The 374-nt window shown below is 63.9% G+C and carries 1 protein-coding gene; it reads left to right on the top strand.

The genetic code is table 11. The features are described from left to right. On the top strand, positions 1–374 hold a 374-nt coding region (locus ACGLWX_RS18345), incomplete at both ends, for a hypothetical protein (RefSeq protein ID WP_396241908.1).

Genomic DNA, 374 nt, shown 5'->3' with positions numbered 1-374 from the left:
CTGCAGTACGTCGAAGCCAGCTACTACAACCAGCGCGGCGAGCTGGTGGCCCGCGCCCTGGGAACCTGCACGCGTCACGAACGCAAGGCAGCCCGCGATGCCGGCAAGTACGACGACATCAAGCAGCACAACTACACCGAAGAGGAGCGCGATCGTATCGACCAGGCCATTCTCGATGAGCCCAACAATATCCGCGGGGCCAACGTTCGGTACTGGGAGGACGTGCAGGAAGGCGAAGAGCTTCCCTCCATTGCCCGGGGTCCGCTGTCGCTGATGGATACGATGGGCTTTCTGGTGGGCTGTGGCCGCGGACATACCCACGGCGTGGTGCTGCAGGCGGCGGTCAAGCACCCCGGCCACTTCTTCCGTAACCC

Origin of the sequence: Halomonas sp. HMF6819, assembly GCF_044335525.1 — a bacterium.
Lineage (GTDB): Bacteria > Pseudomonadota > Gammaproteobacteria > Pseudomonadales > Halomonadaceae > Vreelandella.
This window is presented reverse-complemented; position numbering and strand designations above follow the sequence as displayed.